A 17,129-nucleotide genomic window follows, 5' to 3' on the forward strand; every position below is an offset into this window, starting at 1 on the left:
GATTGGCCACGCGAGACGTGATCCTGGACGCGGCGGCGTCGGTGCTGCGGAGCCGGGGGCTGGCCAACGCCACCACCAAGGAGATCGCCCGCGCGGCCGGCTACTCCGAGGCGACGCTCTACAAGCACTTCCGCGACAAGGTCGACCTGATGGTCGCGGTGCTGCACGAGCGCGGGCCGCAGTTCATCCCGATGCTGCTCACGCTGCCCGAGCGGGCCGGCACGGGCACGGTCCGCGACACGCTCACGGAGCTCGCCACCGTCGCGATCGGGTTCTACCGCGACGGCCTGCCGATGTTCACGTCGATATTCTCCGACCCGGCGATCCTCAACGCGCACCGCGACCAGCTCCGCGCCCAGAACCTCGGCCCGCACCGCGCCAACGACGGGCTCGTCGACTACCTGCGCGCCGAGCAGCGGCTCGGCCGGGTCTCCGCGGACGCGGACCTGGAGGCGGTCGCCGGCCTGCTCCTCGGCGCCTGCTTCCAGCTCGCCTTCATCGGCTTCTTCGCCGAGCGCCGCGGCGACCTCGAGTCCGCCGCAGCGTTCGTCGCCCAGCTCCGGCTGTGACGCGGGCGGGGCCCGGTCAGTAGCGCAGGATCAGGGCGATGCGCCCGTCGGTGGCGAGGCTGCCGTCGCCGACGAAGGTGACCTCGCCGGACTGGCGGGCGACGAGCTCGACCACGTCGTCGACGGCGTCGTCGACGAGGGTGCCGGCCGGGCCCTGGCTCGGCTGCTGCTCGGCGGGGTGCAGGTGGTCGCCGTGAATCCAGGCGGGGCTGTGGTAGCTCTCCTCGACGAGCAGGTGCGCGCCGCGGCCCTGGCGGGCCAGCTGCCACACCTCGGGCAGGCCGGCGGCGACGCGGTGCGCGCCGCGGGCGACGTCGAGGTGCTCCAGCGCCGCGATCTGCTCGAAGGCGTGGTAGGCGGCCAGGTGCGAGGCGAGCACCTTGTGCAGCTCGTGCGGGCCGGAGCGGTCGTAGTTGCCGGGGACGGTGCCGGCGATCTGGGCGTGCCACTCCTCGGCGAAGAACGCCAGGTAGCGGTCCACGCCCAGGACGAACACGGGCCGCGTGTCGAGGGCGTCGACCTGGGTGAGGGCGGTGGCGATGTCGCGGAAGAACTGCCGGTGCCGCTCGTCGCGGTGCGCGCTGGGCCGCTGGCCGTAGTCGCGGGGCAGGCCGAGCGCACCGCCGGGGCCCTCGTGCGTGAACGGGAAGCCGTGCGTCGTCACCTCCACCAGGTTGGCGCCGTCGCCGCTCCACAGGCGGGTCGGCTGCTCGGACAGGACCAGCGCCCAGTACCGGTGGCGGCGGGCCGCGTCGGCGACGACGTCGCGGATCTCGTAGGTCTCGGCGACGACGACGCGCTCGTTGACGGGGGTGTCGAGGAGGCGGACGTGCACCTGTCCCGGCGAGGCGAACAGCGCCAGCCCCTCACCGACCTGCCGCAGGTCGACGTGCGCGGCGGCCTCCGCGATCTCGTCGTACACGGCGGTGGCGACGTCGTGCGGGACCGCCTCGTCGGCCTCCAGGCGGCGGCGGGTCTCCGTGAGGAGGTTGCGCAGCCGGATCGGGTCCTGCTGGTTGGCGGGCGGCGTGCGGTGGGTCGGCATCAGCAGGGACACCGCCGGGTAGCCGCTCGGCGTGAGGGTGGCCAGATCCTTCACCGTCATGCGCCCACCGTCGCCCGCCGCGACCGCGCGCCGACTCGCCCGGCCCAGGTGAAAGCCCCACGCCAGGCGGGACCGCACCAGGTGAAACCGCACGGTGCGGGGCCGCGTCCGGTGAAGGGCCCGGACCGGGCGAGTCCGCACCGGGTGAATGCCCGGAAACCTAGGATCGGGGGATGGGCAGGGAGTTCGAGATCGTGCGCGAGGGCGCGCTGCCGGTGGACCAGGTCGCGGTGTTCGACGGGTTCGCCGACGGCACCGCGGGCTGGCTGTGGCCGATGGAGTACGAGCACCGCGAAGGCGGCGCCGCGGCGTTCGGCGGCACGGTGACGGTCTGGGATCCGCCGCACCGGCTCGTGAGCCGCATGGACGGGCCCGACGGCTGGTTCAACCAGCTGGAGCACGTCGTGGCGGCGGCGCCCGGCGGCGGGTCGACGTGGCGCTACGTGCACAGCGGCATCTTCGTCGACGACTGGGAGCAGCAGTACGACGGCGCCAGCCAGCACACCGACTTCTACCTGCACACGTTCGGGCAGTTCATGCTCCACTTCCGCGGCCGGCCCGTCACCTACGTCACGGTCGACGCCCCCGCCGACGCCGGGTTCGCCTCGGTGCGGGCGGCGCTCGGCACCGACGCGACCCCGGAGGGCGGCCCGGTCGACCTCAGCCTCCCGCACGTGGGGCGGGTCCAGGGCGTGCTGGACTACCGGCACCGGCACTTCGTCGGCATCCGCACCGGCGACGCGCTGATCCGCTGCTTCGGCCGGTCCGCGTTCGGCGGCGTCGACGCGGTCGCGGTCCACCACTTCGGCGGCGCCGACCCGGCCGCCCTCGAGAAGGCCTGGCGCGACTGGCTCACGGAGATCACCGGAACGTGAAGAGCCGCCCGGTGAGCGGGCCGGGGCGGACCGGGCCGGCGAGCCGGTGCATGCCGACCCGGAAGGGAGCGTCGTCGGGGGCGGTGAAGGACAGCTCCGTGAACCCGTGCTCGGCGAACAGCGACCGCAGCTCCAGGCTCGCGTCGCCGGCCCGGGTCCAGATGACGATGCCGCCGGGGACGAGCAGCGCGGGCAGCGCGGCGACGGTGCGCCGCGCGTCGGCCGCGTCGACGTTGCCGAAGACGCCGCAGGTCAGCAGGATGTGCGCGGGCTGGACGCCGGCGTAGGTCCGGGCGTCACCCGCGTCGGCCATGCGGACGTCCACATCGGACAGCAGCAGGTCGTCGGCGGTCTCGCGGGCCCGGGCGGCGAGCGTGGGGTCGAGCTCCACCAGCAGCGCGCTGACCCTGCGGTCGTGCTCGGCGATGACGGGCAGGACGTCGCGGCCGTCGCCGGCGCAGATGCTGACGATCCGCAGGGTCCCGTCCACGCTCTCGCCCGGTCCGGCCCGATGGGCTTCGCCGCTTCGGCCCGGACCGGGCGCCGGCGCGGCGCTCAGCGCCCGGCGCAGGTCCCGCCGGACCACCTCGAGGCGGCGGCCCAGCGACGATCCGGGCGTCGTGTAGAACTCATGCCACTCGACCCAGTCTCTGCTCACCGGGCCATTGAACTACAGACCGCGGTAGGTCCGCAGGGAGGCCAGCCGGCCGGCGTCCGTGCGGAAGACCCACGCGAGCGGGGTGTCGCCGACCCGGCCGGTGGCCGTGACGGTGGCGCCGTCGCTGAGGACCGTGTCGAGCTCGACGTCGATGGCGCGGACCGCGGCGGCGACGTCGGCGGGGGTGCGCACCGACGGGTGGCCGTGGTCGGTCCAGTCCGGCGCCAGCAGCGAGTCCACTGTGGACGCGTCGCCGGTGCGCCACATCTCGAAGTACCGCCGCACCAGGTCCGCCGGGTCGCCGGGATCGTCGAGGCGGGCCACCGCCGGCGCCGGCAGGTCCAGGTCGAAGCCGGCGAGGTTGTCCGCGAGCTGGGCGACGGTGCGCGGGCCGACGATGACCGACGTGACGCCGCGCTGGCGCCTCGCCCACGCCACGGCGACGGCGACCGGGGTGGTGCCGAGCCCGGTGGCCACGGCGGCGGCGAGGCCGGCCTGCCAGTCGTACCGTGGCCGCAGCATCGCCTCGGCCCAGCCGCGCGCCGCCGCGGTGCCCATGTCCCGCAGCCGTGCGACCCGCGAGCCGTCCTCGACGGTCCCGCCCCGGTAGCGGCCGGTGAGGACGCCGCCGCCGAGCGGCGACCACACGAGGGCCCCGACGCCGAGCCCGGCGGCGGCCGGCAGGAGCTCCGCGAGGGCGTCGCGGGCGATCAGCGACAGCTCCGGCTGCACGCTGACGAACGGCGTCACGCGCAGCGCCCGGGCGGTCCAGTGCGCCTCGGTGAGCTGCGCGGCGGTGACGTTCGAGCAGCCGAGGTACCGCACCTTCCCGGCCCGCACGAAGCCGTCCAACGTGGACAGCGTCTCCTCGACCGGCGTGCCGGCGTCCCACTGGTGGCACTGGTAGAGGTCGACGTGGTCGGTGCCGAGGCGGCGCAGGCTCGCCTCCAGGGCGCGGGTCAGGTGCCGTCGGGACAGCCCGCGGTCGTTCGGGCCCGGACCTTGTGGCATGCCGGCCTTGGTGGCGAGCACGACCTCGTCGCGGCGGCCGCGGATCGCCCGGCCGACGATCCGCTCGGACTCGCCGCCCGCGTAGGCGTCGGCGGTGTCGATCAGGTTGTGCCCGGCGTCGAGGAACGCGCCGACGATCCGGGCGGCCTCCGGCTCGTCACAGCCCCGGACGCCGCCGCCGGTGCCGAAGTTCATCGTGCCGAGCGCGGCCGCGGACACCCGCAGCCCGGAGGCGCCCAACGTTGCGTGACCCATGCCGGACCCCCGTATGATCGCAGATTCGGAACGCGCGTTCCGAAAGATACGGAACAACAGTTCCGTTTGTCAACGACGGGTGGTGTACGTGCGAGCCGACGCCGAGCGCAACCGGGTGCGGGTCCTGGAGGCGGCCGAGGAGGTCCTGGCCAGGGACGGCCTCGCCGTGTCGATGCGGGCCGTCGCCGAGCGGGCCGGGGTCGGCCTCGGCACGATCTACCGGCACTTCCCGACCCGCGAGGCCCTGCTGCAGGCCATCGTCGTGGAGCGGGTGTGCCGCCTCGCCGAGTCCGCCGGCCCGCTGCTCGCCGCCGCCGACCCGGTCGAGGCGTTCTTCGCGTTCCTCACCCGCATCGTCGACGTGTCCGCCCGAAAGAAGGCCCTGGCGGACGCGGTCTCCGGCGCCGGCCTCGACCCGAAGGAGGGGCTCGGCGGCACCGGCGGCGACATGCGCGCCGCGATCGAGGCGCTGCTGCTGCGGGCGCAGGCGGCCGGTGGCGTACGGGCGGACCTGCGGATGCCCGAGCTGCTCGCCCTGCTGAGCGCGGCCTGCCTCGGTGCCGAGCGCAACCAGTGGGACGACGCCCTGCGGGACCGGACCCTCGACCTGATCTTCGACGGGCTGCGCGCGCGATAGTCGGGACGGCCATGTATTGACGTCGATTGAATCGTGGGGCTTGAATTTCGACGCATGACAGCAACGCTGGTCGAGTTCAGCGGCAGCCGGGGCGGGATCTGCGGGCTGAGCTGGGGACAGGTCGCGATCTGGCGGGCCATCCAGCGGATGGTCCCCGACGACGCGGTGCTCAACATGAGCTGGGTGACCGACCTCGAGGGCGAGGGCATCTCCGTCGGCACGCCGCTGTCGCGGATCACCGGCACCGTCCGCACCGTCATGGAGCGGCACGAGTCGCTGCGCACCCGGGTCCGCGCCGGTGACGACGGCACGCCGGTGCAGGACCTCGCCGCTGCCGGCACGATCGAGGTCCACGTCGTCGACGCCACCGCGGACACCGCGCCCGCCGCGGCGAAGGCGCTGCAGGAGCGGCTGACCGCGCCCGCGTACGACTACCCGCACGAGTGGCCGCTGCGGGCCGGCGCGGTGCGGGTCGGCGACGTCGTCACCCACGCGGTGTTCGGCATCTGCCACCTCGTCACCGACCGCGGCGGGCTCACCGCGCTCGTCCGCGACGTCGTGCTGTGCCTGCGCGGAGAGCCTCTCGCGGACGCCGACGACCGGCAGCCCTACGACCAGGCCCTGCACCAGCAGTCGGCGGCCGGCCGCCGGCAGAGCCAGAAGGCGCTGCGGTACTGGAGCCGGCACCTGGAAAGCGTGCCGCTGCAACGGTTCCCCGCCGAGCGCGAGCGGCCCGCGGACGAGCCGCCGTTCTGGGCCGCCACGCTCAGCTCGCCCGCAGGCGACCTCGCCGTCCCTCTCCTCGCGGGCCGGCACCAGGTCAGCACCTCCGCGGTCATCCTCGCCGCGGCCGCCGTCCAGCTCGCCCGGCAGACCGGCGCCCGGGAGGCGGTGCTGCAGGTGATCGTCAGCAACCGGTTCCGCCCCGGGCTCGCCGACGCCGTCGGCCCCGCGTCGCAGGACGGGCTCTGCGTCATCGACGTCGGCGACGACGACCTGGCGCCGGTGATCGGACGGGCGATGCAGGCGTCGCTACAGGCCTACCTGCACGCCCAGTACGACCCGGCCGCCCTCGACGACCTGCTCGCCACGGTCGGTGCAGCGCGCGGCGGCGAGGTTGACCTGTCGGTGTCGTTCAACGACCGCCGGTTCGACGCGCAGACCCCGGTCGCCGCCGGCGGGGCCGTGACCGCCGAGGCGATCGAGGCGCTGCGACCGGCGACCACCCTGAAGTGGGAGCGGGTCGAGCACTACGGCGCCCGCTACTTCCTGCACGTGAACGCCGTCCCCGGCACCCTCGACCTCACCCTCTTCGCCGACACGACGGTGCTGCCCGCCGCCGCCGTCGAGGCCCACCTGCGCGGCATCGAGGAGCTGCTGCTGCGGTCCGTCTGAGCGGATGGGTACCGCTGCGTCAAGTTACCGGCGCGTGCCGTGAGGTTGATCACCTGCTGTTTGATGATCTTGCCGAATGTGCAAGTTTCAACTCTTGAGCACCTGGAATGTGCAAGGTCACGGGGACCTTCACAGGAAAGGAGGTGATCGAGTGAGACGGATCAACCCGAAGGGGAGACCGGAGCACGAGCGGGCGGTGGCCGTGCTGCGCGCCTCGTACGCTGCGGTCCCGGACGGCAGCCCGGTCCGCCTGGCGAAGAAGACATCGAACCTGTTCCGACCGAGATCCGCGGCCGGCCCGGCCGGCCTGGACGTCAGCGGCCTCGACGGGGTCATCGAGATCGACCCGGCCGCCCGCACCGCCGACGTGCAGGGCATGTGCACCTACGAGGACCTCGTCGACGCCACCCTGCCGCACGGCCTGATGCCACTGGTCGTGCCGCAGCTGCGCACCATCACGCTCGGCGGCGCCGTCACCGGCCTCGGCATCGAGGCCACGTCCTGGCGGCACGGGCTGCCGCACGAGTCGGTGATCGAGCTCGACATCCTCACCGGCACCGGTGAGATCGTCACCGCCCGACCCGACAACGAGCACGCCGAGCTGTTCGCGGCGTTCCCCAACTCGCTGGGCAGCCTGGGCTACGCCACCCGGCTGCGCATCGAGCTGCAGCCCATCGCGCCGCAGGTCGAGCTGCGCAACATCCGCTTCGACGACGTCGAGGAGCTCCTCGAGGCCGTCGGCGTGGTCATGCGCACCGGGAGCTGGGACGGCGTGGACGTCGACGTCATGGACGGCGTCGTGTTCCGGCCGGGGGAGTCCTACCTCGTCCTCGGCCGGTTCGGCGGCACCGGACCGACCAGCGACTACACCGGCCAGTCGATCTACTACCAGTCGCTGCGCGCCAAGGCGACCGACAACCTCACCGCCTACGACTACCTGTGGCGGTGGGACACCGACTGGTTCTGGTGCTCGTCCGCGTTCGGCGCGCAGCAGCCCCTGCTGCGCCGGCTCTGGCCCACCAGGCTGCGCCGCAGCGACGTCTACCACCGCATCGTGCGGCTGGAGAACCGCTACGGCGTCGCGGCCAGGATCGACCGGCTGCGGGGCAACCCGGACCGGGAGCGGGTCGTGCAGGACGTCGAGCTGCCCCTGGCGCTCACCGGCAAGTTCCTGGACTGGTTCGCCGGCAACGTGCCGATGGCACCGATCTGGCTGTGCCCGCTGCGGCTGCGCTCCGGGACGGCCTGGCCCCTGTACCCGATGCACGCGGGCGAGGCGTACGTGAACGTCGGCTTCTGGGGAACAGTGCCCATCGTGCCCGGCGCCGCCGACGGCGATGTCAACCGGGCCATCGAGGACAAGGTGTCCGAGCTCGGCGGCCACAAGTCGCTGTACTCCGACGCGTACTACGACCGCGAGACCTTCGACCGGCTCTACGGTGCCGACGCGTACCGCGCCGTCAAGGACCGCTACGACCCCGGCCACAGACTGACCGACCTCTACGACAAGGTAGTAGGACGACGATGACCATCACCAACAAGCGTTCATCGGCGCCGCGGCAGCGTCCGCCGATGCCCACCGTCGCGGAGATCGTCCGCGCCGTCACCAGCGGCGAGCCGGCCGTGCGCATCACCGCCTACGACGGCAGCGCCGTCGGGCCCGACACGGCGCCGATCGGCCTGCACGTCGCCTCCGAACGCGGCCTCACCTACCTGCTCACCGCCCCCGGTGACCTCGGCATGGCGCGCGCCTACGTGTCCGGCGACCTCGAGCTGCGCGGCGTGCACCCCGGCGACCCATACGAGGCGCTCAAGGCCCTCGAGGGCGGCCTCGAGCTGCGGATGCCGTCGCCCGCCGACGCGCTGCGGCTCGTGCGCGGCCTCGGCTGGGACCGGCTGCGCCCGGTGCCGCCCCCGCCGCAGGAGCACGTGCCGAACTGGAAGCGCACCCTGCAGGGGCTGCGCCACGGCCGCGGCCGCGACGCCGAGGCCATCCACCACCACTACGACGTCTCCAACGCCTTCTACGAGAAGGTCCTCGGCCCGTCGATGACCTACACCTGCGCGGTGTACCGCTCGCCGAGCGACACGCTCGAGCAGGCCCAGTCCAACAAGTACGACCTGGTCGCCGGCAAGCTCTCGCTCAAGCCCGGGATGCGCCTGCTCGACGTCGGCTGCGGCTGGGGCGGCATGGTCCGTCACGCCGCCCGCGAGTACGGCGTCAAGGCCCTCGGCGTGACCCTGTCGCGCGAGCAGGCCGCGTGGGCGCAGGCGGCGATCGAGCGCGAGGGCCTGTCCCACCTCGCCGAGGTCCGCCACCTGGACTACCGCGACGCGCCGCTGGAGCACTTCGACGCGGTCAGCTCCATCGGCCTCACCGAGCACATCGGCCTGCGCAACTACCCGGTGTACTTCAAGACGCTGCGCGACCGGCTCAAGCCCGGCGGCCGGCTGCTCAACCACTGCATCACCCGCTCCGACAACCGCACCTCGCACCGGCCGGGCGCGTTCATCGACCGGTACGTCTTCCCCGACGGCGAGCTGGCCAGCCCTGGCAAGCTCGTCAGCGCCGTCCACGACGCGGCCTTCGAGGTGCAGCACGAGGAGAACCTCCGGGTGCACTACGCCCACACGCTCGCGGGCTGGAACCGCAACCTCGTGGAGCACTGGGACGCCTGCGTCGACGAGGTCGGCATCGGCACCGCCCGCGTCTGGGGCCTGTACATGGCGGGCTCCCGGTTCGCCTTCGAGCGCAACCAGATCCAGCTGCACCAGATCCTCGGCACGAAGACCACCCGCCTGGGCGAGTCCTCCTACCCGCTGCGGCCCGACTGGACCGCCTGACCGTCCGCACCGCACCGCACTCAAGCGGCACGTCTCCCCGGAGGCGTGCCGCTTGTCTTTGGGTCAATGTATCTGTTAGAAATATCTGGCAGATATAAGAGGGTGGTCATGAGCAGATCCAGTCAGACGCAGGTGGCGGTGCTGGGGGCGCTGAGCGTCGAGCCGATGACGGCGTATGCGCTGCGGGAAGCGATCCGGGACGTGCTGGGGCACTTCTGGAGCGAGAGCTTCGGGCAGATCTATCCGACGCTGCAGGCCCTCGAGGAGGCGGGACACGTGCAGCGCCGGGGCGGCACCCGGGCCCGCTCGTCGGTGTTCGTCATCACCGATTCCGGGACGGCGCGGCTGATCGAGCTGCTGAACGAGCCCGTGCAGGAGAACCCGCCGCGAAACGGGCTGCTGCTGCGGCTCTTCTTCGGGCGCGTCCTCGGCCGGGAGCGGTGCCGGGAGCTGCTGCGCGGGGCCCGCGACGCCGCCGAGGCGCAGCGCGCCGAGTATGAGCAGCTGCTCGCCCGGCTCACCGCCGAGGAGGGCGACACACCCGACTTCCCGTACATCCGGATGACCATCCTCGCCGGGATCCACCACTCCCGGGCGGCCGCCGCCTGGGCCGGCGAATGCCTCGAAACACTCCAGGATCCGTAGCAGGGGGACCCATGACTCGCGTCCGGCTCAACTTCGTCCTCTTCGCCGCAGCCGTGGTCGGCGCCGGGTGGCTCGGCGTCGCCGCCGACCGCGCGAGCGGGACCCCGCTCACCAACGAGGCCGCGTTCAGCGACAGCGGCGGCACGACCGGCATGCTGCTGTTCATCCTCGGCCCGGTCGTGACGGCGCTCGTGCTGTACTTCGCCTCCCGCGACGGCGCCGGCGGCCTCGGCCTCACGCTGCGCTTCCCGCACCGGGCCCGCTGGTTCGGCGCGGCGACCGCGCTCTACCCCGTGGTCACCGTCGTCACGGTCGGCGCCGGGCTCGCCGCCGGCGGGGTGACGCTGTCGCTGACCGGCGGCGATCCGCTCCTGGCCGCGTTCCTGACCGTGCTCGCCGTCCAGGTGGTGAAGAACCCGATCGAGGAGTTCGTCTTCCGGGGGTACGGCACCCGCACGGCCATGGCGCTGGGCCTGCCCGGCCGGGTCACCCCGCACCTGCTCGTCGGCGTCGTGTGGGCCGCCTGGCACCTGCCGCTCTACCTGGTGTGGACCTCGGACGCCGACATGCGCCTGGTGACGTCCCTGTCGATGCCGCTCTTCGTCGCGCTGATGTTCGCCGGTCTGACCGCCGCTTCCCTGGTGTACGGGGAGCTGCGCGTCCGGACGGGCTCCATCTGGCCCGGCGTCGTCCTGCACAGCATGACCAACGCGATCGCGACCCCGCTCCTGGTCGACGGCCACCTGAAGTTCACCGGCCACGCCGACGCCTGGTTCTCCCCGGTCGCGAGCTCGATCGTGGTGACGGTGCTGTTCGCCGCGCTCGGCCTGCTGTTCGTGTCCCGCCGACCGGTCCCCGCGGCACCCGCCCCTTCGCCGCTCACCGCGGCGCGCGCGTAGCCTTCGACCCGGCTTCGGCTGTCTCGAGCCAGCGCAGGTACCACTGCCCGAACGTGACCCGGCGGTGGTGCGGCAGCCAGGCCGGCGCCATGCCCCGGCCGTCCAGCCGGTGGTCGAGCCACACGTGCCCGCGCTCCGGCCCGGTGACGATCAGCCAGCGCAGCGTTCCCGCGCCGTCGTTGGCGATGCTGAACGCCCCGTGGGTGCGACGGGGGTTGTACATCGTGGCCTCATGACGGTCGTGCCACGCCTGCCACGCTTCTTCGTAGTCGTTACGCGGGCTGAACGTGTCCCAGTCGGGGCAGTCGTCCAGCAGCTCCTCCGCGGTGCGCCAGTCCGACGACCGCAGCGGGAACGGCTCGGCCAGGGTGGTCAGGTCGTTCGGGTCCCAGTCCGTGTGGACGCGCCACGACCAGCCGTCGGCGTCGTGCTCCAGCGGGTGCAGCCCGCCGTCCGGTCCGGCGCCGCCGCGGCCGACGTGCAGCAGGAACCGCCGGTAGTCCGCCGGCAGCTCCACGCCGAGCTGGTGCTGGACCGCGGCCAGCTCGGCCGGGGTCAGCGGCGGTTCGAGCGGCGGCCAGGCGTCGCCGGCCGGCGGGGTCAGCCCGAGCATGCGGCCGCGGACCCCCGGCCAGTCGACGGGGTCAGCGGTCACCGACCGGGTCCAGGATCGGCTTGACGTCGAGGATCGGGGTGCCGTCGAGGGCCTTCAGGGCGTCGACGTGGAGGCGGGTGCCGTCGACGGCGAGGATCGTGACGCGGTGCAGGCCGATCGGGTTGGGGCGGTCGGGGGAGCGGGTGCTGAAGACGCCGGTCGCCGGGCGGGTCAGGTCGCCGCGCGGGTGGACGGTCAGGGTGGTGCGGTCGGCGCGGTCGAGCCAGGTGAGCAGGAGGACCTCGGTGCCGGGGGTCAGGTCGCGCAGGCCCGGCGCGGCGGCGTCGGTGAAGCGGAGCCAGGCGTCCGGGGCTCCCTCGTCGCCCTGCCTCGGGGCGGCGGCGCGGTCGCGCAGCGGCGACTCCACCCAGCCGATCGGGTGGACGACGAAATCGGTCATGGCGGTCGACCGTACACGAGTGGGGACGGCTCACGGCGAGTTCCCAGCCGAAGTCCAGTTTGGGCGGAGGTGTGGTGTGCAAGGTGGACATCATGAGTGACGAGGACCGCCAGTGGAGCGCACCGCCCACCGCACCACGCCCTGCGACGCCCGGCCAGCCGCCGGGCGCGGACGGCTCCCCGGGCGCCTCCGACCTCCCGCCGTCCAGCGGGGCTCCTGAGCCGCTGGCGTCGCCTCCTGCCGGGTCCTCGCAGGCGTCGCCGCCTGAGCCGATCTGGGCCAGGCCGGTCGGGGGCGAGCCGCGCACGGGGGCGCCCGGGCAGGTGCCGGCGGGTCCGTTCCCGCCGTCGGTCGGCCAGCCCGCCGCGGGGGCACACACGACACCGCTGCCGGGCCACCCGCAGCCCGCCGCCGGAGCGCACACGGCGCCGTTGCCGGGGCACCCGCAGCACGCGGCGCCATTGCCGGGGCACCCGCAGCACACGGCGCCATTGCCGGGGCACCCGCAGCAGACGGCGCCGTTGCCGGGCTACCCGCAGCAGACGGCGCCGTTGCAGAGTCACCCGGCGCCGGGCGCACAGACGTGGCCGGCGCAGCGGACGGGCGCGTTCCCGGCCGGTGGGTCGCCCGGGATCGGCTCGACCACGGCGGCGTTCCCCGCGGTCACCGCGCCCGGCCAGCAGCCCCACAACGGCCATCCCGGGTACGGCAGCCAGCCGGTCTCCGGCTACCCGGTCTCGGGCTACCCGGTGTCCGGTCACCCCGCCTCGGGTCAGCCCGCGTACGGGCCGCAGCAGCCGGTGCGCGGGGGACGGGTCGCCGGCCTGATCGTGGCGGGCGTGGTCATCGCGGTCGTGTCGGCGTTCGGCGGCGGGCTGGTCGCGACCAAGTTCGCCGGCGACAGCGCCGAGCCCACCACCGTCATCACCCGCAACGCCGCCCCCAACCTCGAGCGCGGCTCCGTCGGTGCCGTCGCCGAGGCGGTCCTGCCCAGCGTCGTGGACATCACGACCGGCGAGGGCGAGGGGTCCGGCGTCATCATGAGCACCGACGGCACCATCATCACCAACAACCACGTGGTGGCCGGCGCGACCAAGCTGACCGTCACGTTCAGCACGGGCAAGACCGCCACCGCCACCGTCGTCGGCACGGACCCCGCCGGCGACATCGCGGTCATCAAGGCGCAGAACGTGTCGGGGCTGACGGCCGCGAAGTTCGGCGACAGCGACGCCCTCCGGGTCGGTGACACGGTCCTCGCCGTGGGCAGCCCGCTCGGCCTGCAGGGGTCGGTGACCGCCGGCATCGTCAGCGCGCTGCACCGCACGATCAGCTCGGGCGAGCAGGGCGCGAAGTCGATCGCCGACGCGATCCAGACCGACGCGGCGATCAACCCCGGCAACTCCGGCGGCGCGCTGGTCAACCTGGCCGGCGAGGTCGTCGGCATCAACACCGCGATCCTCACCGCCGGCGAGAACAGCAACGGCAACATCGGCGTCGGCTTCGCGATCTCCGCCAACCGGGCCCGCTCCGCCGCCGACCAGCTCGCGAAGGGCGGGAAGGTCAGCCACCCGTACCTCGGCGTGCAGCTCGGCGACGGCGACGGCGGCGCCCTGATCGGTGGCGTCGTGGCCGCGGGCCCGGCGGACAAGGCCGGCATGAAGACCGGCGACATCGTGACGAAGATCGGCAGCACGCAGATCAAGGACGCGACCGACCTCATCAACGCCATCCAGGCCGCCAAGGCCGGCGATCAGCTCAAGATGACCGTCAAGCGCGACGGCGCCGAGCAGCAGCTCACCGTCACCCTGGGCGAGTCGCCGTGACCGTCCGCCCGGCGATCAGCGCCCGGAACCGCTCGAAGGCGGGCTTCGGCGTGTAGTCCGAGCGCACGAGCCCGAACTGGAACATCGTGGAGGGGTTGGCCGAGTCGGCGTCGCGCAGCGAGAAGTGCTCGTATGTCGTGATGTTCAGCGGAACGGCCAGCCCCTCCACGGTTCGCACAACGGTCTCCAGCACGTCGGCCTGGCGCTCGTACGACCGGCCGGCGCCCGTCGCCCAGCCGTGCTCCGTCACGTGGACCGGGACCGTGGCCGGGATGCCCGCGGCGGCGAGGCTGACGTCCCGGAACCCCCGCAGCACGGCCGTCACCGCGCCGGTGAAGGCGTCCGCCGGTACAGGACGGAACACGTCAGGAAAGAAGTCCAGGCCCACGTAGCCGAGCGCGTCGCGGAACTCGCCGCCGCCGAGCCGCCCCAGGCCGGTCCAGAACTCCTGCGCGGGGTCGAAGACCGGCGTGGAGTTGCAGCCGACCAGCACGTCGAGCCCGAGCCGGTCCACCTCGTCGCGGGCGGCGAGGACGCCCTCCACGACCGCCCGCCGCGCGTGCGGGGACCCGCCGTCGCCGCCCGGGCCGTCGTGGTTGGCCTCCTCGCCGACCTGCAGCGTCGCGAGGACGCCGCCGTGCGCGCGGACCAGCCCGCGCAGGAACGCCAGCCAGCCGTCGAGGTCGTCGCCGGGCTCGCGGAAGCAGGCGACCAGGTCGAGCCGCCGCCCGCCGGTCGCGTGCCGGGCGGGGCGCGGCGGCGCCTCCTGGTGGCCGCCGAGGGCGTCGCTGTAGTGCACGTAGCCGCGGACGAGGTGCGGGCGCAGCTCGTCGAGCCGCTCGTCGATGCGCGCCGCGTCCTCCGGCGGGCCGGGGGTGACGACGCCGTCCATGTCGGCGCCGAGGCCGCCCGGGTAGATCCCGAAGTTCAACATGCCGCCACCGTACGGCGAAAATTGGTGTCACACCAAATTTTAAGTGACGCTAGAATTCCGGTCATGGCGTTGCGGGCGGAGAAGAAGGCGGCGACCAGGGCCGCGATCGCGGACGCGGCCCTCGCGTTGTTCCTGGCCAGGGGGTTCGACCGGGTGACGGTCGCGGAGGTGGCCGAGGCGGCCCGCGTGTCGGTGAACACCGCCTTCAACTACTTCCCGACCAAGGAGGACCTCTTCTTCGACCGGCAGGAGCAGGTCGTGCAGCGGTTGGCGGCGGCGGTGCGGGACCGCGCCCCGCACGAGTCGCCGGTCGGCGCCGTCCGGCGGCTGTTCCTGGAGGAGCTCGACCGGGGCGAGCCGACGCTCGGCCTGTCGCCGGACGCGGGGGCGTTCTGGCAGGTCGTCGAGGACTCGCCGGCGCTGCAGGCCCGGGCGCGGCTGCTGGCGCAGCTGGCGGAGGAGGCCCTGGCCGATGTGCTGGGTGGGGCGCTGGGCGGATCGCGCTGGCGGGCGGCCGTGCTCGCCGGCGTCGACCGGGCCCTGCACGCCCAGATCCGCGACCGGATCCGGGCCGGCGCCGACCCTGAGGCGGTGCGCGCCGAGGTGCGGGCCGAGGCGGAGACCGCCTACGAGGCCCTGTCGAAGCTGGCGTGAGCGGCCCGCAGCGCTTGGCTAGTGCCGTTGCCGCGGGGCAGCGGAGGCGACGGCGCCGGCCGGCAGGTCGAAGAGCGGGAACAGGTCCGCGCGGCCGAGGAACGCGACCGACGACGTGATCAGCGGGCCGCCGGTGAGCAGCAGCAGGGCGAAGGGGCGGCCGTCGCGGTACTGGCCGAACGCCGGCCCGCCGTTGGCCCGCACCTGGATCAGCACGTCGCCGCGACACGCGTCGGAGGCGCGCATCGTCGCCGCGATCGCGTCCCGGCCCGACAGCCACCACGAGAACGGCGGCATCGACATCGTCGCGTCCTCGTGCAGCAGCGACACGAGCGCGTCGACGTCGTGGTTGGTGAACGCGTGCACGTACCGGTCCAGCAGCCGCTGATCCAGCTGCCCCGCCGGCTGCCGCTGGTGCGGGACGGACGGCAGCGCGGCCCGCGCGCGCTGCAGGGCGCTGTTCACCGCCGGCACCGTCGAGTCCAGCAACGTCGCGACCTCCGCCGCGGACCAGGCCAGGACGTCGCGCAGGATGAGCACCGCGCGCTGCTTCGGCGGCAGGACCTGCAGGGCCGCCACGAACGCGAGCCGGATCGTCTCGCGCCGCACGGCGAGCTCGGCGGGATCGGCGGCGGGCAGCACCCTGGCGTCCGGGACGGGGGAGACGAACGCGGACTCCGGCAGCGGCGCGCCGAACCCGGAGCCGGGCACGGCCGCGGGCGCCAGGTCGGCGGCGAGCGCGCGGCGGCCGGCGGCGCGCAGCACGTCCAGGCACACGTTGGTGGCGATCGAGTACAGCCACGTCCGCAGGGTCGCCCGCCGCTCGTCGAACCTGCCGGCGGCGCGCCAGGCCCGCAGCATGGTCTCCTGCACCGCGTCCTCCGCGTCGAAGGGCGAGCCCAGCATGCGGTAGCAGTAGCCGGTGAGCTCCACCCGGTGCGCGTCGAGGTCCGCGCCCGTGATGTGGCCGGTGATCACGTCCGGACGCCGACGGCGCCGAGGCCGGCGTACGCCTCCGGGTCCGCGACCGGCGGGCCGCCCGGGTCGGGGCGCCACGCCGGCAGGTGGACCAGGCCGGGCTCGACCAGCTCCCAGCCCTCGAACAGGGCGAGGATCGCGGCGCGGTCGCGCAGCACCAGCGGTGTGCCGGTCCGCACGTACAGGTCGGCGAGAGCCTCGAGCCGGTCGGTGCGCGACCCGGCGGTGCCGTGCGTGATCGCGAGGAGGCTGCCCGGGGCGGCGGCGTCCCGGTAGCGGCGCAGCGCCGCGTGCAGGTCCGCCGAGTCCGGGATGAAGTGCAGCATCGCGACCAACAATAGGCAGACCGGCTCGCCGAAGTCGACCAGCGCCCGCACCGCCGGGTCGTCGAGGATCCGGCCGGCCTGGTGCAGGTCGGCCTGCAGCACCACGGTCAGCGGGTCGTCGCCGAGGATCTGCCGGGAGTGGATCACCGCGGTCGGGTCGGCGTCGACGTAGACGACCCGGGCGCCGGGGTCGGCGGCGCGGGCGGCCTCGTGCACGTTGCCCTCGGTCGGGATGCCGGAGCCGATGTCGATGAACTGCCGCACCCCGCGGGCCGCGGCGAGCCGCACCACCCGGCGCAGGAACGCCCGGTTGTCCCGCGCGACCTGCGGCAGGTCCGGGACCAGCGCGTACGCCCGCTCGGCGACCTCCCGGTCGACGGCGAAGTTGTGCGTCCCACCGAGAAAGTGGTCATAGATGCGGGCCGCGCTAGGCCGGTTCGGGTCTACGCTCATGTCGCCGCTTTCC

General features: G+C 73.8%; 18 protein-coding genes. 10 read left to right on the plus strand and 8 right to left on the minus strand.

Annotated elements, in window-relative coordinates; translation table 11 throughout:
- The first annotated feature begins 2 nt into the window (after positions 1–2).
- A complete protein-coding gene (locus tag ABZ321_RS53240; RefSeq protein WP_344502445.1) occupies positions 3–569 on the plus strand; it encodes a helix-turn-helix domain-containing protein in 567 nt (188 codons plus the stop codon).
- Positions 570–585: 16 nt separating this feature from the next.
- Here the strand turns inward: ABZ321_RS53240 and ABZ321_RS53245 are convergent, their stop codons facing one another.
- Positions 586–1,674: a hypothetical protein gene (locus ABZ321_RS53245; RefSeq protein ID WP_344502444.1), complete on the minus strand. Its 1,089-nt coding sequence runs from the start codon at positions 1,672–1,674 to the stop codon at positions 586–588.
- Positions 1,675–1,847: 173 nt separating this feature from the next.
- Between ABZ321_RS53245 and ABZ321_RS53250 the strand changes: the two genes are divergently transcribed.
- Positions 1,848–2,549: a hypothetical protein gene (locus tag ABZ321_RS53250; protein ID WP_344502443.1), complete on the plus strand. Its 702-nt coding sequence runs from the start codon at positions 1,848–1,850 to the stop codon at positions 2,547–2,549.
- Here ABZ321_RS53250 and ABZ321_RS53255 read toward each other — a convergent pair.
- On the minus strand, positions 2,536–3,207 hold the full coding sequence (locus ABZ321_RS53255; RefSeq protein WP_354904055.1) for a class I SAM-dependent methyltransferase family protein: 672 nt from the start codon (positions 3,205–3,207) through the stop codon (positions 2,536–2,538). The genes ABZ321_RS53250 and ABZ321_RS53255 overlap by 14 nt on opposite strands.
- Positions 3,208–3,219: 12 nt before the next feature.
- Positions 3,220–4,473 (minus strand): aldo/keto reductase, encoded by a 1,254-nt coding sequence (locus ABZ321_RS53260; protein WP_344502441.1) that lies wholly within the window; start codon positions 4,471–4,473, stop codon positions 3,220–3,222.
- A 79-nt stretch (positions 4,474–4,552) separates the two neighbouring features.
- Here ABZ321_RS53260 and ABZ321_RS53265 point away from each other — a divergent pair, with 79 nt between their 5' ends.
- The 6 genes from ABZ321_RS53265 to ABZ321_RS53290 all read left to right on the plus strand — a co-directional run bounded on the left by ABZ321_RS53265 (position 4,553) and on the right by ABZ321_RS53290 (position 10,893).
- Positions 4,553–5,110 carry a helix-turn-helix domain-containing protein gene (locus ABZ321_RS53265; protein ID WP_354904057.1) on the plus strand — a complete coding sequence of 186 codons (558 nt, stop codon included), beginning with the start codon at positions 4,553–4,555 and terminating at the stop codon, positions 5,108–5,110.
- Positions 5,111–5,164: 54 nt separating this feature from the next.
- Complete coding sequence (locus ABZ321_RS53270; RefSeq protein WP_344502439.1) at positions 5,165–6,505, plus strand: condensation domain-containing protein; 1,341 nt, start codon at positions 5,165–5,167, stop codon at positions 6,503–6,505.
- Positions 6,506–6,665: 160 nt separating this feature from the next.
- The gene (locus ABZ321_RS53275) at positions 6,666–8,033 is read left to right on the plus strand and encodes an FAD-binding oxidoreductase (protein ID WP_354904081.1); all 1,368 of its coding nucleotides are present in this window, start codon (positions 6,666–6,668) and stop codon (positions 8,031–8,033) included.
- The gene (locus tag ABZ321_RS53280; protein ID WP_354904058.1) at positions 8,030–9,349 is read left to right on the plus strand and encodes a class I SAM-dependent methyltransferase; all 1,320 of its coding nucleotides are present in this window, start codon (positions 8,030–8,032) and stop codon (positions 9,347–9,349) included. The genes ABZ321_RS53275 and ABZ321_RS53280 overlap by 4 nt, the downstream gene beginning before the upstream one ends.
- Before the next feature lie 108 nt (positions 9,350–9,457).
- Positions 9,458–9,994 carry a PadR family transcriptional regulator gene (locus ABZ321_RS53285; protein ID WP_344502437.1) on the plus strand — a complete coding sequence of 179 codons (537 nt, stop codon included), beginning with the start codon at positions 9,458–9,460 and terminating at the stop codon, positions 9,992–9,994.
- 11 nt (positions 9,995–10,005) lie between these two features.
- Positions 10,006–10,893, plus strand: coding sequence for a CPBP family intramembrane glutamic endopeptidase (locus ABZ321_RS53290; protein WP_354904059.1), 888 nt, complete (start codon positions 10,006–10,008; stop codon positions 10,891–10,893).
- On the opposite strand, the gene ABZ321_RS53295 is transcribed toward ABZ321_RS53290, so the two are convergent.
- Positions 10,874–11,548, minus strand: coding sequence for an SMI1/KNR4 family protein (locus ABZ321_RS53295; protein ID WP_354904061.1), 675 nt, complete (start codon positions 11,546–11,548; stop codon positions 10,874–10,876). The two genes, ABZ321_RS53290 and ABZ321_RS53295, sit on opposite strands and share 20 nt — an antisense overlap.
- Positions 11,538–11,948 carry a tRNA (N6-threonylcarbamoyladenosine(37)-N6)-methyltransferase TrmO gene (tsaA, locus tag ABZ321_RS53300; RefSeq protein ID WP_354904063.1) on the minus strand — a complete coding sequence of 137 codons (411 nt, stop codon included), beginning with the start codon at positions 11,946–11,948 and terminating at the stop codon, positions 11,538–11,540. Before tsaA ends, ABZ321_RS53295 begins: the two co-directional genes overlap by 11 nt.
- A gap of 92 nt (positions 11,949–12,040) precedes the next feature.
- Here tsaA and ABZ321_RS53305 point away from each other — a divergent pair, with 92 nt between their 5' ends.
- Positions 12,041–13,771, plus strand: coding sequence for a trypsin-like peptidase domain-containing protein (locus ABZ321_RS53305; RefSeq protein ID WP_354904064.1), 1,731 nt, complete (start codon positions 12,041–12,043; stop codon positions 13,769–13,771).
- Here ABZ321_RS53305 and ABZ321_RS53310 read toward each other — a convergent pair.
- A complete protein-coding gene (locus ABZ321_RS53310) occupies positions 13,749–14,705 on the minus strand; it encodes a hypothetical protein (protein WP_354904065.1) in 957 nt (318 codons plus the stop codon). The two genes, ABZ321_RS53305 and ABZ321_RS53310, sit on opposite strands and share 23 nt — an antisense overlap.
- Before the next feature lie 63 nt (positions 14,706–14,768).
- On the opposite strand from ABZ321_RS53310, the gene ABZ321_RS53315 reads away from it, so the two are divergent.
- The gene (locus ABZ321_RS53315) at positions 14,769–15,359 is read left to right on the plus strand and encodes a helix-turn-helix domain-containing protein (RefSeq protein ID WP_354904067.1); all 591 of its coding nucleotides are present in this window, start codon (positions 14,769–14,771) and stop codon (positions 15,357–15,359) included.
- Positions 15,360–15,377: 18 nt separating this feature from the next.
- On the opposite strand, the gene ABZ321_RS53320 is transcribed toward ABZ321_RS53315, so the two are convergent.
- On the minus strand, positions 15,378–16,337 hold the full coding sequence (locus ABZ321_RS53320) for an RNA polymerase subunit sigma-70 (RefSeq protein ID WP_344502431.1): 960 nt from the start codon (positions 16,335–16,337) through the stop codon (positions 15,378–15,380).
- Positions 16,334–17,116, minus strand: a complete 783-nt coding sequence (locus ABZ321_RS53325; protein ID WP_354904068.1) for an SAM-dependent methyltransferase — start codon at positions 17,114–17,116, stop codon at positions 16,334–16,336. Before ABZ321_RS53325 ends, ABZ321_RS53320 begins: the two co-directional genes overlap by 4 nt.
- Between the last annotated feature and the right edge of the window lie 13 nt (positions 17,117–17,129).

Origin of the sequence: Dactylosporangium sp. NPDC006015, from assembly GCF_040614215.1 — a bacterium.
GTDB lineage: Bacteria > Actinomycetota > Actinomycetes > Mycobacteriales > Micromonosporaceae > Dactylosporangium > Dactylosporangium maewongense.